Genomic DNA, 19,315 nt, shown 5'->3' with positions numbered 1-19,315 from the left:
CCCTGCAAAACCGACTATCATGCTCCCGCAGAGGCAGGATTGCGGGGGATAGCGGTGGAAACAGCGGATTTCATGCCGAGCGAAACGGTCATCGCCGGCATCCGGAAAGACATCGCGGCCTATGAAGCGGCGAGGGCGTCGGCGGTCAGGCAGGTGCGCTGGCGGGTGCCGGTGTTCGTCGGCCTGGTGCTGGTGGCCGTGGTGCTGGTCGCCTGGCTGTTCAACAAGGTCGCCGACCCCAACGAGCAATGGGTCTCGACGCCGCATGTGTTCCTGTATGTCATCGGCTTCGCGGCTTCGATCCTGCTCTATTTCCAGGCCAGGAAACCGGCGACGCGGCTGCAGCAATCGTTCCGCGAGACGCTGTTGCCGATCATCTTCGGCTTCATCGCCGACATGCGCTACCAGCATGGCGTGACGCCGAATTCATTCGACCGGTTGCCGCGCACGGCGGTTGGTCCGTTCAACCGGCAGGCGTTCGACGACATCGTCGCGGGCCGCTACGAAGGGTTTCCGTTCGAGCTCTACGAGGCGCATCTGCGGGAAGGGTCGGGCAAGGGCTCGTCGACGGCCTTTCAGGGCGTCATCGTCGCCTTCGAGACCATCGCGCCGTTCCCCGGCATATTGGTGGCGACGCGCCGGACCAACGCGGTCATCAGTTTCTTTCGCGGCATATTCGCCAGCAAGCTGCAGGAGCTGTCCAGTGGCGACGTGGCGCTCGACGCCGCGTACGAGTTCCGCACCGACAATCTCGGGGCGGCACAGCCACTGGTGAGCGGCCGGCTGGCGCAGGCGCTGAAATGGCTTGGCGAAACCTGGCCGGACGATCCGGCCCGTGTCGCGCTCAATGGCAGCGATGGGTTCCTGCTGCTGCCGCAGACGAAGAACTTCTTCGAGCTGCCGGATATTTCGGTGCCGCTCGATTACACCACGCATGTCGCGCCGATGATATCGGACATGGGCGCGATGCTGGCGACGGCGGCACTTGTGCGCAAGATCGGCGCGAAGGACGAGATCGATTAGTTGGGCCTCGCTGTCAGCAGTCAAAGCCGTATTGGTCGCGCATGGTGTCCGCCTCCTCTTTCGACATTTTGTTGAACATAACGCAGACGGTGAAGCTGCCGACCTGATGGCCGGCGCGCATATAGCCCCAGTCGGAAATATCGTTTCGGGTGAATTCTATATTCTGCCCGAGGACCACATTACGCACTTGCTCCGGCTGGTTCGCCAATATGCCGACAAAGCCTGTTTCAGTGCGGCGGAACGGGATGACCCAGAAGTGCTCGCTGACGTTGCCGTCGCGCACCTTGACCTTCAATTTGAACCTGTCGGTGTCGGAGGAAGGAGCCTCGGACAGTGCCAGGAATTCATCCAGGCTGGCGAGCGCCTGCGCTGTCGCTGCCGCCATCTCGGGATCGTCCTCGGTAAACATAATCGTCTTGTCATCGCCCGGATCCGCGCCTTGCGCACAGGCGGACCCCGGCGCAAGCGCCAGCATCAGGGACATCGCGGTCCGGACTGCAAGTTTCATGGAAGGCCCCCTTTCATCGTAACGGCGCACCATCCTGCATCCGTTCCCGATTTGCAACCGGAGCGCGAGTTTCATCCACTTCGGAGCGGCGAGTTGAGCTGATCCATGAAACAAAATGTGTATCGATGACCGGTCGGCAGTCTGTTTCGTGATGCCGCTTGAGACGGATTGCGGCGGCCGCGCCGTGATCGAAACCGCCCGCCACAATCCGGCTAAACGACTCTTTTCGCGGACAGAAGTCCGCTCATTGGGGGAGCCGAAGCGGCCTGAAATGATCTCGGTCGCAGACAATGTGTCGGAATTAAGCCTATGATATTGTTTGCAAAAATTCACCCAACGTGATTTGCGGAGCGAGCGCTTCCGTTCCAGTTTAAGGCCGTCCGGTGCTGTCGTTTCCCAAGGCGGCCCGGAAAAGTGAAACAGCACGGAGTGCACCCCATGAAGAAGACCCTCGCAACCACCGCCGCTCTGCTCGCCTTCCTCGGCACGGCCTATGCCGCGACCGTTCAGGGCACGATCCAGGCCGTCGACCCGACGACCAAGTCGATCACCCTCGACGACGGCAAGATCTACCAGCTGTCACCGGAAGCGACGATCGGGAAATTGAAGGTCGGCGCCAAGGTGGCGGTGACTGTCGATGACAAGACCGGCATCGTGACGTCGATCAAGAAGGCCTCGTAACGCGAGAGCATCGTGCGTCGGCAGACCTGCTGACCGGATTTTTCAAACCCTGTTCCACTCATGGCCGGTCCCTCCGGGGATCGGCCATTTTCATGCCTCGCCCCTCGATGCCGGGCGACCTGGATGAGGTCTTCCGGCTGGACCCCAGGGCCGGCCGGCGGAACGCTGTCCGGCGGCATCGCTATGGTTTTTGCCAAAAAGCCGCGCTATCCCTTGGCCAACGGGGGATATTCATGGCCGACGAACAAAAAGGGTTTCGCCTGTCGCGGCGATTGCTGCTGGGTGCGGCTGTCCTAGGTGGCGCGGTGCTGTGGGGCGGCAACACCGTGGCGCGGCTGGCGCGCGCGCCTTCGGGGCCGAAGAACGCCGGACGGATAGCCGATATCGACGGCTTCGCGTTGCCTTTGAAGCCGCTGGACAATGCGCCGGCCTTCGATGCGTCGCTGCCCTGGTCGGCAAAAGGCGGCGACATCAACGATGCCAGCGGCCTGTCGATGACGCCGGTCTACGGCGTCGTCGAGGTCAGCGAGGACGAGCACATCGCCAATGCGCTGGCCTTCGCGCGTGCCAATGGCCTGAAAGTCTCACTGGCCGCCATCCGCCATTCGATGGGCGGGCATGCCTTCGACGACAACGCGCTGGTACTCGACCTCAGAAAGTTCAACAATGTGACCGTGGATGCGGCGGCGAAGACCATGACCTTGCAGCCGGGCGCGCGCTGGCACGACATCCAGAACCTTCTGCATCCGCGCTTTGCGGTGAAGGCGATGCAGTCGACCGACATCTTCTCGGTCGGCGGCTCGCTGTCGGTCAATGCGCACGGTATGGACCACCAGGCAGGGTCGGTGGCGGGCTCGATCCGCTCGATGCGAGTGATGCTGGCCGACGGCTCGGTGACGACCTGCTCGCCCACCGAGAACACCGATCTGTTCCGCCACGTCGTCGGCGGCTATGGCCTGTTCGGCGTGGTGCTGGAGGCGACGCTCGATATCGTCGAAAACGCCGTCTACCGGACCTCGCGCGAAATCATCAGATCGGACGATTTTCCGAAATTCTTCGCCGAGGTGCTGGAGCCGAACAAGAATATCGGCCTGTTCTACGGCCATCTGTCGACGGCGCCCGGCAATTTCCTCGAGGATATGATCGTCTACCGTTACGACAAGGTGGCGGAGCAGCCGCCGGCGGATCAGCCTGAGATCGGCGAGCCGGGTTCAGTCGGGTTGAAGCGGGTGATCATCAACCTGGCGAAATGGGGCAGCCTGTTCCAGGAGTTGAAGTGGTTCACCGAAAAGACGCTGGAGCCGAAATTCGAAAGCTGCACGGTGGCGCGTACTTCGGCCATGGCCGAGGGCGAGGCCTGTCTCGTCACCCGCAACAACCCGATGCATGATTCGGTGCCCTATCTCTTCAACGATCAAATAGAAGAGACCGACATCCTGCACGAATATTTTATTCCACGTGCCGCCTATGTCGAATTCATCGCGGAAGCGCGCGAGATCCTGCGCAACCAGACGCTGCCGGTGCTCAATGCTTCGGTGCGCATCGTCCACAAGGAGGATGTGGCGCTGACCTACGCGCCGGAGCCAGCCTATTCGCTAGTGCTCTACATCAACCAGCCGACCGATGCCGACGGCAATGCCAGGATGCGCGCGCTGACGCGGGCGCTGATCGACGTGACGATCAAGCATGGCGGGCGCTTCTTCCTGCCTTACCAGCTGCATTATACGGCCAGGGAATTGCTGGCCTCCTATCCCGAACTGCCGGCCTTCCTGGCGGCGAAGCGGCAGTATGACCCTACGGAACTGTTTTCCTCGACCTTCTACCGTGCCATCAAGGCGCTGAGCGGGGTGGCATAAGAAGCAGGAGAACAGCCATGCGCATGGTATCGGCGGCGGCATTCACCCTCATCGCGCTGTGCGCTGGACCGGCCGGGGGCGAGGATCTCAAAGCCTTCAAGCTGACCATCGACGGGGTAACGATCGATATCGATCCCGGCGAGAGCACTGATGTGACGCTACCCGGCGGTAAGCACAGCAAGGTGACGCTCGAGCGCAACGACTTCGCCACCTTTTCCGGCAGCGTTTTCTCCTTCGTTCACCCCAGCAGCATTTCGGTGACCAAGACCGATCTCGGCGATGATATCACGCAGTATCTGATGGCGTCGGCTCTCGGCACGATCGTCGTCGTGCAGGAATATGGCACGATGAACCCGGTGTCGCTCAACCAGCTGATGCTGCAGGAGATGACCAAGGAATCGGTGCAGGCCGGCGCCAAGCTGACGCAGGAGCCGACGACGCGCAAACTCGCCGACGGCAAGGAATTGACCGGGATTCGCGCCGAGGTGAAGACACGCACCGACACCGCCGATTTCGAGATCGTCGGCTTCGGCCTGGCCGATCGGGGGCTGCTGTTCATCACCCGCGTTGCCGGCGAGGATGCAGCGACCGAAAAGCCGCTTATCGACAAGTTCTGGCAGAGCCTGAAAGTCAAGCTGCAGCGGGACTAGGCTCGTCTCTCAGTTTGGGTTTCGGGGGGGAATCCATACTTTTGCATAACGGCGGCTCAAGTTATTCTGACGATCCGGATGTTGGAGATCCTGCAGCATGGCGAAGCTCATTTTCAGAATGAACCAGTCCCTCGACGGCTATGTCGACCACCAGAAAATGCCGTCAGGCCCGACAATCTTTCGTCACTGGATAGAGCAAGTGCGCAATTTGAGCGGCAGTGTTTACGGTCGCGGCATGTACGAGGTCATGCGTTATTGGGACGAAGACAGTCCTGAATGGAGCGCGGAGGCGCACGAATTCGCGGCGGCGTGGCGGAGCCAACCGAAGTGGGTTGTGTCGCGCTCTCTGAAGTCGCTCGGCCCCAACGCCACACTTGTCGGGGACGACGTCGAGGCGGTGATAGGTGGGCTTAAGGCTGAGCTCGTCGGGGAGATTTCAGTTTCCGGACCAAACCTGGCACGAAGCCTGACCGACCTTGGTCTTATCGATGAATATCAACTCTACCTCCACCCGTTCGTGCTCGGTCATGGCAAGCCATTCTTCGCCGGCCCCCGGCCGCCGCTTCGCTTTGTGGCCAGCGATTTGATCGGCGATGACGTAATCAGGTTGACCTATGTGCCTGCCTGATTAAGCGGTCGTCAAACCGAGACGCTAGCAGGACTACAGCCCCTTTGGCACTAAGCCGGCCAGCCAGTTCACGGAGCGTTTCGCGGCATCGGCGGTCGCCGAGGCGGCGCGGCCGAGATCGGTCTTGACCACGGCGTAGCCGTTCTTGGTGCGATAGAGCACGCCGGTTCCGCCATCGACCACCTGTTCATAGGCGACGGGCCGGGCGGCGTCGGCTTCCATGGCCGTCGTCGGCGAACCGACCGAGACGCTCGGCCGGTGGCTCAATTCAGGCGGTAGCGGGCTTTCGGTTCTGACAACGCGGCTGGCCGGCTTCAGCTCCGGGCGCGACGCGGTCGCGGCCAGTTGCGAGGAGGACGACGAACCCTTCGTGCGGCAAATGCCGGAGACGAGCGGATAGTTGAAATTGCGCTCGTGCAGCATCTGGCTCTTCATCGCCGCTTCGCACTCGGCGACGGTCGACCACTTGGCCGGCGTCTCGCCGATATATTCGCAAAGCTTGGCGTCGCAGTCGCAGCCGACAATGGTCATAGCGACAAGGGCGGTCTTGATCACGGTCTTGTCCCTTCGAGATGCCCCCGGCAACCCATCCATTTCTTCCCATTCCTTCGCGCGCGAACAAGGCGGGATTTGGCCGCGATTGTGGAATGGGCGTGGCGGAGCCCAGGAAATGCATAATCCTGGCCGGGCGTGGCCGAAAGGCCTCAGTAGTCGTAGACGTGTTCAAGCCTGGCGCCAGCCTTGATCAGCGCCGGCAGCACGAGATGCAGCTTGCGCACGGCGACGGTCAGCCCGGTGCGGCGCGTGGATTGATCGGCCGGGAGCGGATAGCTGAACAGGATGCGCATGCCTTCAGGGATGGCGATCGTATCGGTGGAGAGCACCGTGACCATGATCTCGTCATTGCCGCCGATCTCGACGAAGGAGACGCCCTTGTCGATCAGGCGCGGGATCATTTCGGTGAAGACCTGATAGCGCCTGGTGACGAAGATGGTGCCGTCAGCGCCCATGTCGCGTTCGAGCAAGGTGTCGGGCTCGTTGCGGGTGGCTTCGCCGACGGGTCCCTTGGCCCAGACATGGACGTCGAGCAAGGCAGGGTCCATCGTCGCGGCGAGCGCCTTGGTGATCAGGTCGGCATAGCCCTGCTTGATGGTGTCGGCGAGGCCGAACGCCAGCTTGCGTTCGCTGGTCCGGATCGAGCTGTCTCCCGGCGCCGGCTGCACGGCAAACAGGCCGGCGCGCTTCTCGGCATAGGGGAACTGATACCAGGGCACCTGGTCGAGAAACCCTGCATAGTCCGCCGCCAGCTTGGCCTGATAGATGTCGGCGGCGGTGCGCTTGGCCGTCGTCGCCTCGGTGATGCGGCCGACCGTGTTCTCATAGGCCCACTGCAATATATGCTCGATCGAGTGGCTGGTGCCGATGATGACCAGCATCTGGTGGTTGGCGTAGTTGAACTTGTAGGCAGAACTGGCGCGGATGACCATGGCGTAGTCCTGCCAGAAGCGGCCGACATAGGACCAGTAGGGAAAGCCGCTCGGCTGGTCCTTGTCGACGAAGCCGGCATATTCGCGCGCGGCGTAGACGATCGCCCATTCCGGATAGGTGAGGAAGGTCGATTCCTCCGGCCGCTGGTAGAAGGGGATCTCGGCGCGGACCTTGTCGGCCAGCGCCTTGGGCGGCGCGCCATCGGCAATTCCGGGCAGCGGCGTCTTGTCGAGCGACGACGTCGTCAGAAAGCCGTAGCTCAGCCCGGCGATCGGGATGAGGATGACGAGGACGATCACCCACAGGATCGTCTTGATGATGCGCTTCAGCCAGCGGAACAGGAACATGCCAGATCAGGCCGTGGCGAAGTGTTCGTGTATGCGCCTGGCCAGCCGGAAACCGACATAGACGGCGAAGCCACCGATGACCAGGTGCGGCAGGTTGGCGAAGAAGCGGGCCGGGAATTCGATATCGTTGAGGGAGCGGAAGCCGTTGATGAAGATGCCGGCATCGAGGCAGCCGGAACCGGTGACCAGACCGAGCACGCCGTCGAACAGGTAGACCGAACCGAACAACTTGAAATAGAACACCGCCTGGCGGTGCGAGATGAAGGCGGCGGCCAGCGCCCAGACGCCGGAGAAGGCGTGCAGCAGGTCGTCATACCATTGCAGCGAAAACAGACCGAACAGATTGCCGCCAGCGTCATTGAACGCGGGTATGTAGCCAATGGCGACGACGCCGAAAAACAGGAAAGCATAGGCGACGGCAAGCTTCTGGATCAGCGTCATGAAGTATCCCCCCTCTACGAGTCCGCTTTGCAAACAGACTCTGACGACGCAGCGATACTAACCGATTTTAGCGCGCGGTGAAGCGGCGCCCGCGAGATCGCCGGCGAAGGATATCGAGGGGCAAAAAGACAGTCGGCGCCGGGATTTCTCCCAGCGCCTCCCTGTCAGATCAGGACACGGTCGCGGCAGCAACTTCCGTAAAGTCGTCGCGCCTTGCCGGCCTTGATTTTGACGGTCCTGCCAGTCCGCCGCCCGAGAGCAGCGTCCGTTCGGGACCACGCTGGTTTCCACCCTTGCGGGCTTTGCCCTGCGCACCATCGAAGGTTTTTGCCGTCCTTCATGGCAGCATCGGTCCGCCGTCGGCGTTGGCACGCTTTCCGCGGCCCCGTAGGTCTCGGCTCCGTCCCTCGAAACAGGCAAGCCTGCTCTCGCTTCGGGCCGTCCGGGCCTCAGGAAATCCGCCTTTCACTTCGCCTTTCGGCTGGATGATCGGTAGCCGCCTGAGATGGGTTTAACCTACGCCGGGTAAGGGGCCTGGGGAATGGCCTGAGGCCTGTGGATAGCGGGATTATCGGGGATCAACCAGGGAATGCGATTTTCCGATCCGCCATGATGGGCGGCAGCGGTGGACATTCGGCCCTTGCCCTGCCGGCCGGTGCGGGCTTCAATGCCGGCAAAGGATTCGAGGTGCCGAGCGGCTCGATGTCCTTGCGGGAGGGTTGCTTGAAAGTCGGAGTGGTTCTCAACCCGATTGCCGGTGGGGGCCGGCTGAAACGGCACTGGCCTGAGGTCGCCGCGTCGCTGAAAAAGCACTTCGGCGAATTCGAGCTGCGCGAAACGCAGGCGGAAGGTGACGCCGAAAGGCTGGCAATCGATCTCGCGATGATTGGCTTCGACCTGGTGATCGCGGCCGGTGGCGACGGCACCGCCAGCGAAGTGGCCGATGGACTGCTGCAGGCGTTCCAGGAAAGCGGCCGGACCACCGAGCTCGGCCTCTTGCCGTGCGGCACCGGCATTGACTTCGCGCGCGGGCTCGGCCTGCCGAAAGAGGTGGATGCCGTGCTGAAGCGGTTGGCCGAAGCCAAGGGTCGCAAGGTCGATGCCGGGCGCATCTGCTACATCGATGATCATGGCGCGCTGGCCAGCCGGCATTTCATCAACATCGCCAGCCTGGGGCTTTCCGGCGCCACTGACCGCGCCGTCAATGCCGACAAGCGCAAGGGCAGGATGTCGGCCAAGGCGCTTTTCCTGTGGCGCACCGTGGTCGAGTTCATCCGCTACCGCTTCCAGGACGTCAGGATCACGGTCGACGACGGCGCGCCCGTCGAAGCGCGCATGGCGCTGGTGGCGGTCGCCAACGGAAAATTCTTCGGCGGCGGCATGATGATCGCGCCGGATGCGGAACTGACCGACGGGCAGTTCGACATCGTCATCCTGCGCGCCGCCGGCAAGCTGAAGCTGATCTGGGACATCCGGCTGCTCTATGGCGGCCGGCACCGCAACCATCCAGCGATCACCATCTTGCGCGGCAGGAAAGTGGTGGTCGAACCGCTCGGCGATGTCGAGAAGAACGGCGCGCTGGTCGACATAGACGGCGAGTCGCCGGGACGCATACCCGCGACCTTCGAGATCCTGCCGGGTGCGTTGACGCTCAGATACTGAATCAAGCCGTTGACGGATTGATTCAGATGAATCCGCCGATCCAGCCAACTCGCTGAAATCGCTTAATATCCAGCCGGCGTTAGAGTTCGAGCTTGGCCGGGAAACCAGGTGCGCGCAGGTCGGTGCCGACGGCATCTTCCAACAGTTTGACGATCTGGGTCGACCAGGCGCCGCCGCCATAGGCGGCCTTGCCTTGCTGAAAAATCGCGTTGACGCGCGACGCCAGCTCAAGCGGCACGCCTGACTGTTCGCCCATGGCGAGCGCGAAGCTGAGGTCCTTCAGCGCCAGATCCATGGTGAAGCCGATATCGTAGGAGCCGTTGAGAATGAGCTGGCTTTCGGTATCGTGGACGAAGCTGTTGCCGGAGGAGGCGACGATGGCGTGATAAGCTTGGGCGAGGTCGAGCCCGCCTCGCTTGGCCAGCATCAGCGCCTCGCCGGCGGCGACGAGGTGAACGAAGGCGAGCATGTTGGTGATCACCTTGATCACCGCCGCCGAGCCGACCGGCCCCATCAAGAACGATTTCGCGCACATCGCTTCGATTGCCGGGCGATGGCGCGCATAGAGCGCTGGATCGCCGCCGACCAGCGCGGTGATCTTTCCGGCCGCCGCCAGATGCACGCCGCCGGTGACCGGGCATTCCAGCGTCTCGATGCCTTTGGCCGAGGCGAGGGCCGCGAGGCGGAGAATCTCGTCGCGGCCGTTGGTCGACATCTCGATCCAGGTGCCGCCTGTGGGCAGGCCCTCCAGCAGACCATCGGCGCCCGCCAGCACGGCTTCGCTGACCTTCGGAGAGGGCAGGCAGGAGATGGCGTTGCCGGCCCGTGCGGCGGCCTCGGCGGGGCTGCTTGCCGCTGTGGCCCCGCGCGCCCCCCGGCGCGCGACGGCGGGGGGGTCACGGTCGAAGACGGTGACGGCAAAGCCGTTGCGGATCAGGCTGGCGGCAAGGTTGCCGCCGAGATGGCCAAGACCGATGAAGGCGTAGCTTTCGCTCACGGCATCAACGGCGTCTGCATCATCTGCAGATGCAATTCCTTGCCCGTATAGGGATGTGCGTCGCAGACCGCTTCGTTGAGCTCGACGCCGAGGCCGGGCTCCTTCGACGGGATGATTTTGCCGTCCTGCCACTCGATCTTCTTCTTCAGCAGCGTGGCGTGGAAACCGTCCCACTGCTTCAGCGATTCGAGGATGAGGAAGTTGGGCAGCGTTACCGCCAGCTGGATGTTGGCGGCACCGACGATCGGTCCGCAATAGCAATGCGGCGCGATCTGGATGTGGTAGGCCTCGGCCATGGCGGCGATCTTCTTGGTTTCGAGAATGCCGCCGGAGCGGCCGAGGTCCGGCTGAAGGATGGTCGCGGCGCGGTTCTCGATGACGCGGGCGAACTCGAATTTGGTCGTCAGCCGCTCGCCGGTGGCGATCGGGATCGAGGTCGCGCGGGCCACTTGGGCCATGACCTCAGGCATATCAGGCGGCACCGGCTCCTCGAACCACAAGGGATCGTAGGGCTCGATGGCGCGCGCCATGCGCAGCGCGCCGGACGCCGTGAACTGGCCGTGCGTGCCGAACAGGATGTCGGCGCGGGTGCCTACCGCCTCGCGGATCGCCTTGATCATGCGGGTGGACAGGTCGATATCGACGAGGCGCGGCTGGTGGCCGTCGAAGGCGGTGTAGGGGCCGGCCGGGTCGAGCTTGACGGCATTGAAACCCTGCTCGACATATTCGAGCGCACAGGCAGCGGCGAGATCTGGATCGTTGTAGACGTTCTTGCCGTGCGCGTCCTCGGAGTGGACGCTGCCGCTGTGCGGATAGAGATAGGTGTAGGAGCGCAGCGTCTCGTGCACCTGTCCGCCGAGCAGTTTGTAGACCGGCTTGTCGGCTTCCTTGCCGATAATGTCCCAGCAGGCTATTTCCAGCGCCGAGAAGCAGCCCATGCCGGACACATCGGGGCGCTGGGTGAAGCCGGAGGAATAGGCGCGGCGGAAGAAGTTCTCGATGTCGTGCGGATCGCGGCCGACGAGATAGCGCTCGGCCATGTCCTCGACCATCCGGGCGGTAACATGGGCCGAGAAGGTGGCGTTGTAGGCCTCGCCATAGCCGACCACGCCACCATCGGTGGTCAGCTTGACGAAGATGAAATACTTGCCGCCGATGCCGGGCGGCGGATTGCCGACAACCCAGGTCTTGACGTCGGTGATCCTCATTCTTGGTCCTCCAGAACCAATTCGGCGCCTTTCCAACCGGTCATGATCGAGGCGGCGTTGGTGTTGCCAGTGATGTTGTCGGGAAAGATCGAGGCATCGATGACGCGCAAACCTTCCAGACCATGCACCTTGAGGCGGGGGTCGACGACGGCGCGCGCGGGATCCGGCCCCATGCGGCAGGTCGAGACCGGGTGATAGACGGTGCCCGAGCGCTTCCTGAAATCCTGGACCAGATCGGCGTCCGAGGTGATCGACGGGCCGGGCAACACCTCTTCCTCGATGATCTCGGCCATGGCGGGCATCGAGGCGATCTTGCGCACGAATTTCACCGCTGACAGCATCTCCTCGACATCGGCATTGGTGGAGTAGGCATTGGCCGTTATCCTGGGGTAGTCGCGTGGGTTGGCCGAGCGGATCATGATCTCTCCACGGCTCGACGGGCGGCAGTTGGATAGGCCGATGGAAAAGCCCGGCCATGGGTCGGGCGTCAGGATGGGGCGCTCGCCGCTCTTGGGAATGACGGTCGAGAAGGCCTGGAAATAGAGCTGCATGTTTGGCCGCGTCGCCGCCGGGTCGGTGCGGAAGAAGCCACCGGCATTGTTCATCGACAGCGACAGTGGGCCGGAGCGGGTCAGGATGTATTGCATACCGACCAGCAGCTTGCCCCACCAGGGACGCAGCGTCTGGTTGAGCGTCGGCAGCCGGCCCTTGAAGGTGTAGTTGATGCCGACATGGTCCTGCAGATGCGCACCGACATTTTCGTTGGCATGGACGACGGGAATGCCCAGGCTCCCAAGCAGGGCGGAAGGGCCGACGCCGGACAGTTGCAGCAATTGCGGCGAGTTGATCGAACCGCCCGACAGGATGATTTCGCGGCCGGCACGCGCCGTCTTCATCCCGCCGTTCTGCTGGTATTCGACGCCGACGGCACGCTTGCCCTCGAACAGGATTTTTGTCGCCAGCGCCTTCATCTCGACGCGGACATTCCCGCGCTTCATCGCCGGGCGCAGGAAAGCGCGCGCCGCCGACATGCGGCGGCCGTTGCGGGTCGAGATCTGGTAGATGCCGACGCCTTCCTGGGCGGCGCCGTTGAAATCCGGGTTGAGCGGCAGGCCGGCCTGCTGGCCGGCGGCGAGATAGCGTTTGGTCAGCGGATGGACTGCGTCCGAACAGTCGGTGACATGCAGCGGGCCGCCCGTGCCGCGCCATCGGTCGGCACCGGCCTGGTTGTCCTCGAGCGCCTTGAAGGCGGGAAGCAGATCGTCATAGCCCCAGCCGGGATTGCCGGCGGCGGCCCAGGCATCGAAATCCTCGCGGGCGCCCCTGATCCAGACCATGGCGTTGATCGAGCTTGAACCGCCGAGCAGCATGCCGCGCGGCCAGTGGTCGGTATTGCCGGCGAGGCCCGGATCCGGCTCGGCCTTGTAGTTCCAGTTGACGGCAGGATCGAAGAAGGTCTTGCCGTAGCCGAGCGGCATCTGCACGTAGAAGCGGCGGTCGCTGCCGCCGGCTTCCAGCATTAACACCGAGAAGCGCCCCGAGGCCGAGAGTTTTTCGGCCAGGACCGAGCCGGCCGAGCCGGAGCCGACGATGATGAAATCATAGGTCTGCATGATGGAAATGGGAGGCTCCGAAAGATTGGCTGCAGCCTAGACGCGACGGCATTCCGAAGTCGCCGCGCCATCCGGCATCAGTTGTGAAAAAAGCGACCGTCGAACTGGCCGGGTTTGCGGGGATGCCCGACAATCGCGCTTGATATCTACCTTCTCGACAGCCTATGCGATGGCATTATTTTGGCGCATGATTTTCTCCGAAAGTCTGCAACTTTTCGGAATCATGCTCTGGCCACTCTGCGGAAGGCAGGAAATCATATGCGAACCCTCCCTGACGCGTTCATCCCCGAACTGCCGGGCCACTACAGCGGCAAGGTCCGCGAGAACTACGACCTTGCGGATGGCCGGCGCATCATCATCGCCACCGACCGCCTCAGTGCCTTCGACACCATCCTGACTTCGATCCCGTACAAAGGAGAGATCCTGACGCAGACGGCGCGCTACTGGTTCGAGGAAACCGCCGACATCTGCCCGAACCATGTTCTCGAATACCCCGACCCGAACGTCGTCGTCGGCACGAGGCTCGACATCCTGCCGGTCGAGATCGTCGTGCGCGGCTATCTGGCGGGCACCACCAGCACCTCGATCCTGACGCGCTACAAGCGCGGTGACCGCGACATGTATGGCATCCACCTGCCGGACGGCCTGCGCGACAATGAAAAGCTGGCGGAGCCGATCATCACGCCGACCAGCAAGGCCGCGCATGGCGGCCATGACGAACCGCTGTCCAAAGCGGAGATCCTCGAGCAGGGTCTTCTCACGCAGGCGCAGTGGGATACCGTATCGGACTACGCCTTGCGGCTGTTCGCCCGCGGCCAGCAGCGCGCCGCCGAGCGCGGCCTCATCCTCGCCGATACCAAATACGAATTCGGCACCGACAAGAACGGGACCATCATTCTCGCCGACGAAATCCACACGCCGGACAGCAGCCGGTACTGGATTGCGGCGAGCTACGAACAGGCGCTCGCCAGCGGCAGCCGGCCGGAGAGCTTCGACAAGGATTTCATCCGCTCGTGGGTCTCGGCGCGGTGCGATCCTTACAGCGACCCTATCCCTGAGATACCCGACGAGATCGTCGAACAGGCTTCGCGGGTCTATGCGCAGGCCTATGAGGCGATCACCGGCAAGGAATTTTCTCCAGACCTTTCCGGGGACAGCGTGCTCGATCGTATTCGCACGAACCTCAGGCGCTATTTCTGATCGACCTTCGCCGGGTGATGCGAACTGCCGTCTTCCACCCATCGCCATGCCAGAGCCCACCAACTCGGGTTAACGGAGCCTTGCCGGGTGTTGGCTGACGGTGCATCAAACGAAAAACCCGCCTGTACGGCGGGTCACTGGCGCAAATCAGCACCATAGGCAAAAATGTACCATAGCTGCGGTCACTGAGTCAAGAAAAAATTCCTATCGTGAAAAGCTGCCGGCAAAAAAGCTGCCGACACCGCGACCCGGCAGTCGCAGGTCTTTTGTCAGTTCGGAGCCTGTGGCCATGTCGTGGCGCGTTGACCTTCGGGCGCCGTGACGATACGGGATCGAGGGCGGCCGGTCTCGAAGGAATTCTCCTATGGTGCACTACGCTGAAGGACGGCCGCTTGGCGATCTGACGCTGCGCACCCTGGCCATGCCTTCGGATGCCAATGCGGCCGGCGACATTTTCGGCGGCTGGGTGATGGCGCAGATGGACCTCGCCTGCGGCATCCGTGCCGCCGAGCGCGCCAAGGGCCGCGTGGTGACGGCTGCGGTGAAAGAGATGTCCTTCGCCAAGCCGATGAAGATCGGCGACACGCTGTGCATCTACACCCATGTCGAACGCGTCGGCCGCACCTCGATGACGCTCAAGGTCGAGGCCTGGGCGCAGCGCTACCTCTCCGACCTGATGGAAAAGGTCACCCATGCCGATTTCGTCATGGTGGCGCTGGATGGCGAGGGCAAGCCGAAAGCGGTTCCTGCCGAAGGCTGACGCGCAAGCCGTAAAATCAGAACCGCACTTCCATCGTGGCGCGAACGCCCTGATCGGCCGCTTTCGTCCCGAACTGGCCGGAGTAGCTGATCCCCAGCGTGGTTCTGTCGGCGATCCGGAAATCGAGCCCGGCCCCGACAATGGCTGTATCCTTGGCGATCGGCACGCCGGCAATGGTGAAGAGGTCGCCACCGGCGAAGGCCATGTCCGTAGTCGGCGTGGTGTCGCCGAAGGCATGACGCCAGCCTAGCGTACCCTGCGCGGTTGCCTGCACCCCGCCGAGGTCGAAGCCCGCCGAGGCACGCAAGCCGAGCGTGGTGAAGGTGGTCTCGGTGGTCGAGGCCGCGGATGTGAGCGCCGCGGCGCCACCCTTTTCCGTGAAGCCGTCGGTGTGCAGGTTGATATAGGCGAGACTGGCGAAGGGCTCGAAGGCAGCCATGCGCGTCTCGACGCGATAGCCGGCCTCGCCGAAGACCTGCGCGGTGCCGGCATCGTACTTCGCCGTCAGCGCATCGGCGAAGCCTGGAACGACGACGTTGCGGCTGGTGTCGATCCGATTCCAGCTGTAGGCGACGCCGCCGCGCAGGCCCAGGCCATCCCACTGTCCACCGCCATAAAGGCCGATGTGATAGGTGTCGCTGGAGCCGGAAGAGGCACGATCGTCGACGTCGAAACTGGCGTGGCTGTAGCCGGTCAGCAGGCCGACCCGCCAGGCTTCGCCGATCGCGGTGTCGCCGCCGGCGAGGAAGCCGCCGGTGGAGCGGTCGAGGCCGGCGGCATTGCCGTCGCCGCTCGCCGTGCCCCAGGAGCCGAAAGCCTGCCCCCACACGACGAAACGGCTGGTGTCGGCCTCGACCAGCTCCGGGCCGCCCTCGCCATAAGCCATCACTGGCATGGCGGGAGCGGTGACGTCGCCCATGGCCGCCCGGACGCGGGCGGTTGCGGCATCGGCGACGAAGCGGCTGTCCTCGATAAGCATCCCCTTGGCCGAGGCATGAACCTCGCCCGACGCGGCATCGAGCGCCAGGCGCGCGGCATCCTTGTCGGTCATCAGCAGCATGGCCCATGCAAGCGCACTGCCTTCGCCCAGCCGGTCGAGGGCTCCGGCGGTCGCGATTTGGTTGCCGGTGGTGGCGACGTTGGCGACCGCAACGTCGTTGCGCCAAGGTGAGGGTGATGTCGTTGCCGTCGCCGCCCTTGTAGTTGATGAGATGGTCGAGGAAGAGAAGGTCGTTGAGGTTGCCGACGGAGGCGAAGGTGCCGGCGACATCGGCCGCGCCATTGTTCTGGATGATCGTGTACGGCCCGTTGCGCAGGTTCCAGCTCTCGGCTGTCGCCGGCGTCAGGACCAGGTTGAGCGTCGCGCCTGATATGTCGACCGTGCCGCCGACGATCAGCTTGTCGGCGCCGGATGGGGTCGCCTCGACTTCGAATATGCCGTGATTGACATAGTTGCCGCCGACCGTCTGGACGCCGATGGAATTGCCGACGCCATGCGTGCCGAGGATGGTGACATTGCCGCCTATGGTGCCGATGCCGCCAAGGCGCGCGCCGGAATCCACCGTGACATCGCCGGCGAGGCTCGCGTCGCCATGGCTGGCGTCGCCCACCACCAGCGTTCCCGTGCCGACGGTGGTCGGGCCCGCATAGCTGTTCTGTCCGTTGAGCGTCAGCTTGCCCGTGCCGGTCTTGGTCAGGGAGCCGTTTCCGGAAATCACGCCGCCGATGACGTCGTCATGACCGAGCGCGCCGAGCGAAAGCTGTGAATCGTCGATTTGTATGGCTCCCTCGCCCGACAGCGAGCCGACATCGAGCACCGAGTCCTGGTCCCGGAAGCGCACCAGCACGCTGCCGCCGGCGCCGTTGACGACGGTAGCGTCCTGCGCCTGCGACGATCCCTGGAAATCGAGCGTGCCGCCGGCCTCGTTGACCAGCGTCGCGGTTCCGCCGTCCGAATGTCCGTAAAAAACGGTCGAGCCGCCATTCCGGTTGGTTATCGTGGCCTCTCCGGCGGAGGAAGACACATTGCTCGAATAATCGCCGTCGAAGGTTGTCCGGCTGAAATAATACGGTATGCCCAAGCCGTCATTGACGATGGTCGCGTTGGCGGCGCTTGCCCCCGTGAAGGCGACGAAGCCGCCGCCCTGATTGGTGATGCTGGCCGTGCCGGCATCGGTTCCAGTGCTGAAATTGAGCCCGCCGTAGCCGTCCTTCGCCAGGACGATGGTGGCCGCGCCCGCCGTCGCATTGCGCTGGAAGTTGAGGTCGCCTGACCCGACGGTGATCGAGAGATCCTGGGCGCTGACCGGATTGGCGGCGTCGTTGCCCGAGAAATAGAGCTTGGCCCATCCCCCGCTTCCGTTCGAGTTTATCGTGACCGGCCCGTCGCCGAGCGCACCTGTCGCCGCCACGACAAGGCCGCCGCCGCGCACCGCCGTGCCGCCCGAATAGCTGTTGGCGCTGTTCAGCGTCAGCGTGCCGGAACTGGTCTTGGCGAGTTGCCCGTCGCCCGAAACCACGCCGTCGAGGATCAGGTTCTTGCCGGCGCCGACATCGAAGGTACCGCCATTGGCGCCGAGGATTACCTGGCGCTCCAGCGTGAAATTGAGGGGACTGCCCGTCACCTGCAGCGCGCCGCCGTTCAAGGTCAGGCGCCCGAGACATCGCCCAGCGCCCAGTCGCCGCCGATCCTCAGCGTGCCGCCGTTGACGACGGTGCCGCCCGAATAGGTGTTGAGGCCGGTGAGGATGACCGTGCCGGTGCCGGATTTGACCAGGGAGCCGGTCCCGCCGACGACCGCCGACACGATGCCGTTGCTCAAGGTGAAGCTGCCGGCGGTGCTCAGAGTGCCGTTGCGCAATTCCCCGCCCGTCAGCGTGAAGCCGCTGGCGGTCTGCGTCGTGGCGCCGAGATCGAGGATGCCTTGCGTGACGGACCAGGCCATGACCGTACCCGGTGCGCCGGAAACCGTCCAGGTGCCGGTGCCGGACTTTTCCAGGATGCCGAAGCCCTGGTACTGGGCGGAAGAGCCCGCCGCGCCCAATTGTGAAAGGTCGAAGGAACCGCCGGCCGAACCGCCAAGACCGAACGTGTCGGCCGTGCTGAACGCCTTCACGACACCGTTGACGACAGAGGACTGGGTGATGGTGAAGCTGTTCACGCCGCCGGTGAAGGTGACCGCGTTTGCCCTGGCGCCGGCTCCGCCATCGGCGACCCCGCCACTGATCGTGCCGGTATTGGTGATGGCGAGGCCGGAGCCGACGATTCCAGCGCCACCGGCGCCGCCGCTGCCATTTCCTGCCGAGGAAGCGCCACCGCCGCCGCCATTGCCACCTTGAATCAGGCCGTTGTTGATCAAGGTGGCGCCGTCGCCGGTAAAGATCACGCCAACGCCGCCATTGCCTCCGGGCCCCGCGGTTCGAATACTGTCGCTGAAGCTGTAGCTGGCGCCGCCGCCACCGCCGCCGCCGGCCGCAACGGTGCCGCTGTTGGTGAAGGTTTCTCCGCCATTGGCGAAGATGATGCCAACGCCTCCATCACCACCATTTCCTGCGCCGGCCTTGCTGCCAGGGCCGCCACCGCCGCCGCCGCCGCTGATCGTCCCGCTGTTGGTGTTTTGCAAGCCGCCGCCCGTCACGATGGCCCCATAGCCACCGCCGCCGCCGCCGCCAAACGTCACCGCACCGCCATTGCCCCCCCCATAGCCGAGAGCGCCGCCACCCCCGCCCCCACCCAGGAGCAGTTCGGTTGAACCGATCGAGATCGTTGAAGTGCCAGCCCCATTGCCGTTGCCTCCGCCACCCCCGCCACCTCCCGCCGTCCCCCCCGAGCCTCCCGGATTTCCGCCCGCAACACCTTGTCCGTCGCTGCCGTTAAATGTGTCGAAAAAGCTCCCGGCAACGCCGCTTGCACCACCTCCTCCACCATTGGCACCCGCGGCTCCGCCCCCCCTCCACTGCCAAAGCCGCCCCTTGCGACGCTGCTGCCGGCGCCACCATCGCCGGTGATGGTGCCGCTGCCGAGGTCACCGGCGCCTCCGGCTCCGCCTTGGGCACCGTCCCCACCTTTTCCGCCGTCACCCCCGCCGGCGGCGCCGCCGCCACCGCCGCCCGTACCTGTACTGTCGCTTCCATTGGCGCCGGTGTATCCTTGCCCTCCGGCCGTGCCACTAGAGCGTTTCATATTTTGACGGAAGCGTAGCCTGCGTTTTCGAAGTAGTTCTTGCATTCGGCTGCCTCGATGGTTTCGACGAG

Annotated in this window: 18 protein-coding genes and 2 pseudogenes; 9 read left to right on the top strand and 11 right to left on the bottom strand. The window is 63.8% G+C overall.

Going from position 1 to position 19,315, the window contains the following annotated elements; all coding sequences use genetic code 11:
• Positions 1-72 precede the first annotated feature (72 nt).
• Entirely contained in the window at positions 73-1,023 is a 951-nt protein-coding gene (locus NKJ37_RS10245) for a hypothetical protein (protein WP_352630018.1), read from the top strand.
• A gap of 13 nt (positions 1,024-1,036) precedes the next feature.
• Here the strand turns inward: NKJ37_RS10245 and NKJ37_RS10240 are convergent, their stop codons facing one another.
• Entirely contained in the window at positions 1,037-1,957 is a 921-nt protein-coding gene (locus tag NKJ37_RS10240) for a YegJ family protein (protein ID WP_352440385.1), read from the bottom strand.
• A 12-nt stretch (positions 1,958-1,969) separates the two neighbouring features.
• On the opposite strand from NKJ37_RS10240, the gene NKJ37_RS10235 reads away from it, so the two are divergent.
• The 4 genes from NKJ37_RS10235 to NKJ37_RS10220 all read left to right on the top strand — a co-directional run bounded on the left by NKJ37_RS10235 (position 1,970) and on the right by NKJ37_RS10220 (position 5,346).
• Positions 1,970-2,212 carry a DUF1344 domain-containing protein gene (locus NKJ37_RS10235; protein WP_013530037.1) on the top strand — a complete coding sequence of 81 codons (243 nt, stop codon included), beginning with the start codon at positions 1,970-1,972 and terminating at the stop codon, positions 2,210-2,212.
• A 233-nt stretch (positions 2,213-2,445) separates the two neighbouring features.
• On the top strand, positions 2,446-4,068 hold the full coding sequence (locus NKJ37_RS10230) for an FAD-binding oxidoreductase (protein ID WP_352752058.1): 1,623 nt from the start codon (positions 2,446-2,448) through the stop codon (positions 4,066-4,068).
• Positions 4,069-4,085: 17 nt separating this feature from the next.
• Positions 4,086-4,718, top strand: a complete 633-nt coding sequence (locus NKJ37_RS10225; protein ID WP_352610454.1) for a hypothetical protein — start codon at positions 4,086-4,088, stop codon at positions 4,716-4,718.
• 97 nt (positions 4,719-4,815) lie between these two features.
• Positions 4,816-5,346 carry a dihydrofolate reductase family protein gene (locus tag NKJ37_RS10220; RefSeq protein WP_352610452.1) on the top strand — a complete coding sequence of 177 codons (531 nt, stop codon included), beginning with the start codon at positions 4,816-4,818 and terminating at the stop codon, positions 5,344-5,346.
• Between the two features lie 33 nt (positions 5,347-5,379).
• Here the strand turns inward: NKJ37_RS10220 and NKJ37_RS10215 are convergent, their stop codons facing one another.
• The 3 genes from NKJ37_RS10215 to NKJ37_RS10205 form a co-directional block, all read right to left on the bottom strand.
• A complete protein-coding gene (locus NKJ37_RS10215; protein WP_023809774.1) occupies positions 5,380-5,901 on the bottom strand; it encodes a hypothetical protein in 522 nt (173 codons plus the stop codon).
• A gap of 149 nt (positions 5,902-6,050) precedes the next feature.
• Positions 6,051-7,181, bottom strand: a complete 1,131-nt coding sequence (locus tag NKJ37_RS10210) for a hypothetical protein (protein ID WP_352440389.1) — start codon at positions 7,179-7,181, stop codon at positions 6,051-6,053.
• Positions 7,182-7,187: 6 nt separating this feature from the next.
• Complete coding sequence (locus tag NKJ37_RS10205) at positions 7,188-7,622, bottom strand: hypothetical protein (RefSeq protein ID WP_127294990.1); 435 nt, start codon at positions 7,620-7,622, stop codon at positions 7,188-7,190.
• A gap of 723 nt (positions 7,623-8,345) precedes the next feature.
• Between NKJ37_RS10205 and NKJ37_RS10200 the strand changes: the two genes are divergently transcribed.
• Entirely contained in the window at positions 8,346-9,284 is a 939-nt protein-coding gene (locus NKJ37_RS10200) for a diacylglycerol/lipid kinase family protein (protein ID WP_352630010.1), read from the top strand.
• Positions 9,285-9,363: 79 nt separating this feature from the next.
• Here the strand turns inward: NKJ37_RS10200 and NKJ37_RS10195 are convergent, their stop codons facing one another.
• From NKJ37_RS10195 to NKJ37_RS10185, 3 genes are read right to left on the bottom strand one after another with little or no spacing between them, the layout of a single operon-like run.
• Positions 9,364-10,281, bottom strand: a complete 918-nt coding sequence (locus NKJ37_RS10195; protein WP_352773782.1) for an NAD(P)-dependent oxidoreductase — start codon at positions 10,279-10,281, stop codon at positions 9,364-9,366.
• On the bottom strand, positions 10,278-11,489 hold the full coding sequence (locus NKJ37_RS10190) for a mandelate racemase/muconate lactonizing enzyme family protein (RefSeq protein ID WP_352440392.1): 1,212 nt from the start codon (positions 11,487-11,489) through the stop codon (positions 10,278-10,280). The genes NKJ37_RS10195 and NKJ37_RS10190 overlap by 4 nt, the downstream gene beginning before the upstream one ends.
• Complete coding sequence (locus tag NKJ37_RS10185) at positions 11,486-13,102, bottom strand: GMC family oxidoreductase (RefSeq protein WP_352440393.1); 1,617 nt, start codon at positions 13,100-13,102, stop codon at positions 11,486-11,488. The genes NKJ37_RS10190 and NKJ37_RS10185 overlap by 4 nt, the downstream gene beginning before the upstream one ends.
• A 258-nt stretch (positions 13,103-13,360) precedes the next feature.
• On the opposite strand from NKJ37_RS10185, the gene NKJ37_RS10180 reads away from it, so the two are divergent.
• A complete protein-coding gene (locus NKJ37_RS10180; RefSeq protein WP_352440394.1) occupies positions 13,361-14,302 on the top strand; it encodes a phosphoribosylaminoimidazolesuccinocarboxamide synthase in 942 nt (313 codons plus the stop codon).
• Between the two features lie 364 nt (positions 14,303-14,666).
• Positions 14,667-15,062, top strand: coding sequence for an acyl-CoA thioesterase (locus tag NKJ37_RS10175; protein WP_013530049.1), 396 nt, complete (start codon positions 14,667-14,669; stop codon positions 15,060-15,062).
• Positions 15,063-15,078: 16 nt separating this feature from the next.
• Here NKJ37_RS10175 and NKJ37_RS10170 read toward each other — a convergent pair whose 3' ends face one another.
• Both NKJ37_RS10170 and NKJ37_RS10165 read right to left on the bottom strand, forming a co-directional pair.
• Complete coding sequence (locus tag NKJ37_RS10170; RefSeq protein ID WP_352773781.1) at positions 15,079-16,332, bottom strand: autotransporter outer membrane beta-barrel domain-containing protein; 1,254 nt, start codon at positions 16,330-16,332, stop codon at positions 15,079-15,081.
• A 379-nt stretch (positions 16,333-16,711) separates the two neighbouring features.
• Positions 16,712-16,780 (bottom strand): annotated as a pseudogene (locus NKJ37_RS10165) (hypothetical protein); the annotation flags it as partial.
• A gap of 57 nt (positions 16,781-16,837) precedes the next feature.
• Here NKJ37_RS10165 and NKJ37_RS10160 point away from each other — a divergent pair.
• Entirely contained in the window at positions 16,838-17,335 is a 498-nt protein-coding gene (locus NKJ37_RS10160) for a hypothetical protein (protein ID WP_352773780.1), read from the top strand.
• Positions 17,336-17,482: 147 nt separating this feature from the next.
• On the opposite strand, the pseudogene NKJ37_RS10155 reads toward NKJ37_RS10160, so the two are convergent.
• Both NKJ37_RS10155 and NKJ37_RS10150 read right to left on the bottom strand, forming a co-directional pair.
• Positions 17,483-17,581 (bottom strand): annotated as a pseudogene (locus NKJ37_RS10155) (autotransporter-associated beta strand repeat-containing protein); the annotation flags it as partial.
• A gap of 128 nt (positions 17,582-17,709) precedes the next feature.
• Positions 17,710-18,741: an autotransporter-associated beta strand repeat-containing protein gene (locus NKJ37_RS10150; RefSeq protein WP_352440395.1), complete on the bottom strand. Its 1,032-nt coding sequence runs from the start codon at positions 18,739-18,741 to the stop codon at positions 17,710-17,712.
• Positions 18,742-19,315 lie beyond the last annotated feature (574 nt).

The sequence above is a fragment of the Mesorhizobium sp. M0140 genome, from assembly GCF_040322475.1.
Classification (GTDB): Bacteria; Pseudomonadota; Alphaproteobacteria; order Rhizobiales; family Rhizobiaceae; genus Mesorhizobium.
This window is presented reverse-complemented; position numbering and strand designations above follow the sequence as displayed.